The sequence below is a fragment of the Pseudomonas maioricensis genome (genome assembly GCF_022790535.1).
In the GTDB taxonomy this organism is placed as follows: Bacteria; Pseudomonadota; Gammaproteobacteria; order Pseudomonadales; family Pseudomonadaceae; genus Aquipseudomonas; species Aquipseudomonas maioricensis.
This window is the reverse complement of the sequence record NZ_LOHG01000003.1, coordinates 144862-150861: the sequence shown is the minus strand read 5'-3', so window position 1 is coordinate 150861 and position 6000 is coordinate 144862. Positions and strand designations below refer to the sequence as shown.

Sequence of the window (6000 nt, the reverse complement as noted above, 5' to 3'; positions counted from 1 at the left end):
TCGGCAGCTCCTACAGTACCTATGTTTGCTGCGCTATAGGGCGGGGTCAGGTCAATACCACCCAAACAACTCACACGCATTGCGGGTACTCGCCTCCGCCAACTGCTCAGGCGTAATGCCCATCAAGCCCGCCAGCGCCGCGCAGATATCCGGCAAATGCTCCGGGCTGTTGCGTTGGCCGGGGTACATGGCCGGTGCCATGTCCGGGGAGTCGGTTTCCAGCACGATGCTGTTCAGCGGCAGCTCGGCAATCACCCGGTGCATGCGCAGCGCCTGGGGCCATGTCGCTGCGCCGCCCAGGCCCAGTTTGAAGCCCAGCTTGATGTATTCACGCGCCTCTTCACGGCTGCCCGCAAACGCATGAATGATCCCGCTGCGTTTGAGTTTGAAACGTTTGAGGGTGGCAATCACATCGGCATGGCTGCGGCGAACATGCAGCAGCGCGGGCAGATTGAAGTCCGCAGCCAACTGTAGCTGGGCGTCGAAAACCTGCTGCTGACGCTGACGATCCAGCGTTTCAACATAGTAATCCAGGCCAATTTCCCCGACTGCACATAGCTGTGGATGGCCTTGCAGGCGGGTCAGCCAGTCAGCCAAGTGATCAAGGTGTTGCGGCTGGTGTTCATCGATGTACACCGGATGCAGGCCAAACGCAGCGTGCAGGGCCGGGTTGTCCAGGGTGAGGTCCCACACGCGCTGCCAGTTACGCTCATACACGCCCAGCACCACCATGCGTTCGACGCCCAGCGCGCGGCAGTTGGCGAGAACTGCTGCGCGATCAGCAGCGAAATCGTCGAAGTCCAGGTGAGTGTGGGTGTCGATGAGCTTCACATTCAGGCCTCGTGAATGCGTTGTTTGAAGGTCCGCACAATGGCGTGGACGCCAGGCTCGTATTGGTTTTTCTCGATGGCGGCCAATGCCAGATCCAGCGCTGCGGTGGCGATCAGTTGGTGTTGCTGTGCCATCGCGTTGACGGGCAACGGCAGGAAATCCAGCAATTGCGTGTCACCGAAGGTCCCCAGATGAAACTGGTCGGGATTGACTGCGCGGCGTTGCAGTACATCGAAAACACCCTGCAATAGCACGTAGGAGGTGGTCACCAGGGCATCCGGGAAATAACCGAGGCGGTCAAAAATATCCTGCATCAATTGCTGACCACATTGCCTGCTGAATGCTTCGCCATGCTCGACAATCACTGAGCCTTCAAAACCAAGCAGCGCATCTTCAAAGCCGCTCGCACGTGCGCGGCTGATGCTCAGCTCCGGACGGGCACCGATCAGGGCGATGTGCCTTGGCCGCGTTTGTAGCAGGCTACGGGTTAATTGCAGGCTGGCGTCATGGTCGTCGCTGACCACCGAGCAGAAGTGTTCGGCGTCCATTTCCCGGTCGATGGCAATGACCGGCAAACCTTTGCTTTGCAATTCCCGATAGCTGTCATCGCTGGCGGGCAGGCAACTGGCAACGAACAATGCGTCGCAGCGCCGGGCCCGAAACAGTTGCAGCAGTTGCAGTTCGCTGATGGGGTCATCATCGGAGCTGGCGATTAGCAACTGATAGCCATGAGCCCGGGCGCCTTGCTCAAGAAGTTTGGCGATCCGCGCATAACTGGGGTTTTCCAGGTCGGGCAGAATGAACCCCAGCGTCCGGGTATGGCGGCTACGCAAACCCGCCGCCTGCGGATTGGGGCGGAACCCGTGCTCTTCGACCACAGCCTGAACGCGCTCGACGGTGGCGTTACTGATGCGCTGTTGTTCGGCCTTTCCGTTGATCACGTAACTGGCCGTGGTGACGGACACTCCCGCCAGACGTGCAATATCACTGAGCTTCACTCGTGATTCCTTTTGTTATTGATGCCTCATCAGAGAGAAGCGATTTTCACCGAAAGTGGCTGATCTGCACAGCAGACCATGGTCCACCCCAATGTTCTCAGGTTTATTTGCGTTTGCCGGGCAACATTGGACCGAGTGCTCTTCAACCGGTGGAGATAATCGAGTAACGTGCCGAGCAATTAGATTAAACGTTTCAGCAACTATTTTCGTTGCTGTTGTCATAGGCATACCTTTGATCGTTTATCTGTTTCATCACCTAAGCTGTCGATCAGTCCATGATCGTTCTTAAAACAAGAATCAGGCGCGTGCCCGCGCTGTACAGGAGACAGGCATGCTCGAGCTCACTGTTGAGCAAATATCCATGGCCCAGACGGCTGTGGATAAGTCCGCCGCTTTGCAACTGCTTGCCGACTTGCTGGTGACCGATGGTCTGGTTGCCGACGGCTATCTGACGGGTCTGCAGAACCGTGAAAAACAAGGTTCGACTTTTCTTGGGCAGGGCATTGCAATCCCTCACGGCACACCGGAAACACGTGACCAGGTGTTCGCCACGGGCGTACGCCTGATTCAGTTTCCCGACGGGGTGGATTGGGGTGATGGCCACATGGTGTATCTGGCCATTGGTATTGCTGCCAAATCCGACGAGCATTTGCGCCTTCTGCAACTCTTGACCCGCGCTTTGGGCGAAACCGATCTGGGTGAAGCGCTGCGCCAGGCTGATAGCCCTGAAGCGCTGCTCAAACTGCTGCAAGGCGCGCCGCAAGAGCTGGCCCTTGATAGCCAGATGATCAGCCTGGGTGTTTCTGCCGACGATTTTGAAGAACTGGTCTGGCGGGGCGCGCGTTTGCTGCGCAAGGCCGACTGCGTCAATAACGGTTTCGCTGCGGTGCTCCAGCAAGTGGAAGCCCTGTCGTTGGGCGATGGCTTGTGGTGGTTGCACAGCGAACAAACTGTCAAACGTCCAGGCCTGGCGTTTGTCACGCCTGATAAACCGATCCGTTACCTGGGGCAGCCGCTCACCGGGTTGTTCTGTCTCGCCAGTCTGGGGGAAGCGCATCAGGCGTTGCTTGAGCGTTTGTGCTCCCTGTTGATTGAGGGGCGGGGTCACGAACTGGGGCACGCCACCAGCAACCGCGCGGTGCTTGAAGCGCTGGGCGGTGAAGTGCCTGCCGAGTGGCCGACCCAACACGTGACCCTGGCCAATGCCCATGGTCTGCACGCTCGCCCGGCGAAGATCCTTGCGCAGTTGGCCAAGGAGTTTGAAGGCGATATCCGCGTTCGCGTCCTGGATACTGGCGAAAGCGCTGTTTCCGCCAAGAGTTTAAGCAAGCTGTTGAGTCTGGGCGCACGCCGTGGCCAGGTGCTGGAGTTCATCGCCGAGCCCAGTGTTGCAGCTGATGCGTTGCCCGCCTTGCTGGCCGCTGTCGAGCAAGGCCTTGGTGAAGACGTTGAGCCGCTGCCGACCGCCACATCGCCGACGCCGGTAGCCGCGATCGTCCCTAAGGAAACCCTGGCTCCCGCAGATGGCAGCCAGATCGCTGCAGTTCCGGCATCTCCTGGCATCGCCATTGGCCCCGCGCACATTCAGGTGCTGCAAGCCTTCGATTACCCGATGCAGGGCGAATCGGCTGCCATTGAACGCGAGCGTCTGGAGAAGGCACTTGCTGAAGTCCGTCAGGACATTCAGGGCCTCATTCAACGCAGCAAAGCCAAAGCGATCCGCGAAATTTTTATCACTCACGTCGAAATGCTCGACGATCCTGAACTGGTTAACGAAGTCATCTTGCGTCTGAGGCAGGGCGAAAGCGCTGCTGCCGCCTGGAACAACGTGATCGACAGCGCCGCGCGTCAGCAGGAACAACTGCAGGACGCACTGCTGGCAGAACGCGCCGCTGATTTGCGTGATGTCGGTCGTCGAGTGCTGGCGCAGATTTGTGGCATTGAAACCCTGGTTGCCCCGGACGAGCCCTACATTCTGGTGATGGATGAGGTCGGCCCGTCCGATGTCGCCCGGCTGGACCCGGTGCAAGTCGCAGGCATTCTCACTGCTCGCGGTGGCGCTACTGCACACAGCGCAATTGTTGCCCGTGCATTGGGTATTCCGGCGTTGGTGGGCGCGGGTGACGGCGTGCTGTTGCTCAAGCCTGGCACGCTGTTGCTGCTCGATGGCCAGAAGGGCCGTTTGACTGTCGCGCCAGACACCGAGACCTTGCAGCGCGCTGCTCAGGATCGTGACAACCGCGAGCAGCGTCTGCAAGCCGCTGCAGCAAAACGTATGGAGCCTGCAATCACCCTGGACGGCCATGCCGTTGAAGTCTTCGCCAATATCGGCGACAGCGCCGGTACGCCTGCGGCCGTAGAGCAAGGTGCGGAAGGCGTCGGCCTGTTGCGCACCGAATTGTTGTTCATGGCGCATTCCCAGGCGCCGGATGAAGCGACTCAGGAAGCCGAATACCGCCGCGTGCTGGACGACCTGCAAGGGCGTCCGTTGGTGGTTCGTACGCTGGACGTAGGCGGCGATAAACCGCTGCCTTACTGGCCAATCGATAAAGAAGAAAACCCGTTTCTCGGCGTACGCGGCATCCGTCTGACCCTGCAACGTCCGCAGGTCATGGAGAGCCAGTTGCGTGCCCTGCTGCGCGCCGCTGACAATCGTCCGCTGCGCATCATGTTCCCGATGGTTGGCACTGTTGAAGAGTGGCGTCAGGCGCGGGACATGACCCTGCGTCTGCGTGAAGAGATTCCGGTCGCAGACTTGCAGATCGGCATCATGATCGAAGTCCCCTCGGCCGCTTTGCTTGCGCCAGTCCTGGCAAAAGAAGTGGACTTCTTCAGCGTCGGTACCAACGACCTGACTCAATACACGCTGGCCATCGACCGTGGCCACCCGACGTTGTCGGCTCAGGCTGACGGTCTGCATCCGGCGGTGTTGCAACTGATTGATATGACCGTGCGCGCGGCCCATGCCAATGGCAAGTGGGTCGGCATCTGCGGTGAGCTGGCGGCAGATCCGCTGGCGGTCCCTGTACTGGTGGGCCTGGGCGTCGACGAACTGAGCGTTTCGGCGCGCAGCATCGGTGAGGTCAAAGCCTGTGTGCGCGAACTGAATTTGAGTACGGCAAAGCAACTGGCGCAAAACGCGCTGACGGTAGGCAGTGCCGCCGAAGTGCGTGCCCTTGTGGAGGCTCTGTAATGGCCAAGATTCTGACCCTGACCATGAACCCGGCGATGGACCTGACTGTACAGTTGGGGCCGTTGCAACTGGGCCAGGTCAATCGCAGTGAAGCCATGCTCAGCCACGCGGCGGGCAAAGGTCTGAACGTCGCTCAGGTGCTCGCGGATCTGGGGCATGAGCTTACCGTCGCCGGTTTTCTGGGTGTCGATAATCAGCAGCCTTTTGAAGCTCTTTTCACGCGTCGAGGCTTTGTTGACGAGTTTGTTCGCGTGCCGGGCGAGACTCGCAGCAACATCAAGCTGGCGGAGCAGAGCGGACGTATCACCGACCTGAATGGCCCCGGCCCGATGGTGAGCGAAGATGCGCAGCAGGCTTTGTTTGCCCGTGTCGAGCAGATCGCAACGCAGTTTGATGCGGTCGTGGTTGCGGGCAGCTTGCCGCGCGGTGTCAGCCCGGAATGGCTGCACAAGCTGCTGGTGCGCCTGAAAGATCTGGGCCTAAAAGTCGTGCTGGACACCAGTGGTCTGGCTTTGCGTGCCGGTCTTGCGGCTGGGCCGTGGCTGATCAAACCCAATACCGAAGAGCTGGCTGACGCACTCGATGCGCCGATCATTTCGATCGCTGCTCAGGCCGAAGCTGCAGCAAGCCTGCATGCCCGTGGGATTGAGCATGTGGTGATTTCGCAGGGCTCCGAGGGTGTGCACTGGTTCTGCGCGGATAGCGCATTGCAGTCATTGCCGCCGAAAGTGACCGTGGCAAGCACGGTGGGCGCCGGAGATTCGTTGCTCGCGGGCATGGTGCACGGTTTGCTCAGTGGCCATTCAGCACAACAGACGTTGCGTACTGCGACGGCCATTGCGGCCATGGCGGTGACTCAGATCGGGTTTGGTATCACCGACAACGCAACGCTCAAAAAGCTTGAAGGCGGCGTGAACGTTCGCACTTTGTCGGAAAGATAAAGGAACCGGCCACTGCATGGTCGATGCAGGAGCTGCC

4 protein-coding genes are annotated in these 6000 nt (G+C 59.6%); 2 read left to right on the top strand and 2 right to left on the bottom strand.

The features are described 5' to 3' along the window. Positions 1 to 51 precede the first annotated feature (51 nt). Together AUC61_RS06035 and cra are read right to left on the bottom strand one after the other, a co-directional pair. Entirely contained in the window at positions 52 to 837 is a 786-nt protein-coding gene (locus AUC61_RS06035) for a TatD family hydrolase (protein WP_243245315.1), read from the bottom strand. Continuing rightward, positions 834 to 1829 carry a catabolite repressor/activator gene (gene cra, locus AUC61_RS06030; RefSeq protein ID WP_243244971.1) on the bottom strand — a complete coding sequence of 332 codons (996 nt, stop codon included), beginning with the start codon at positions 1827 to 1829 and terminating at the stop codon, positions 834 to 836. The genes AUC61_RS06035 and cra overlap by 4 nt, the downstream gene beginning before the upstream one ends. Before the next feature lie 331 nt (positions 1830 to 2160). On the opposite strand from cra, the gene ptsP reads away from it, so the two are divergent. Both ptsP and pfkB read left to right on the top strand, forming a co-directional pair. Continuing rightward, complete coding sequence (gene ptsP / locus AUC61_RS06025; RefSeq protein ID WP_243244969.1) at positions 2161 to 5022, top strand: phosphoenolpyruvate--protein phosphotransferase; 2862 nt, start codon at positions 2161 to 2163, stop codon at positions 5020 to 5022. Continuing rightward, entirely contained in the window at positions 5022 to 5963 is a 942-nt protein-coding gene (gene pfkB / locus AUC61_RS06020) for a 1-phosphofructokinase (protein ID WP_243244967.1), read from the top strand. Before ptsP ends, pfkB begins: the two co-directional genes overlap by 1 nt. Positions 5964 to 6000: the final 37 nt, after the last annotated feature.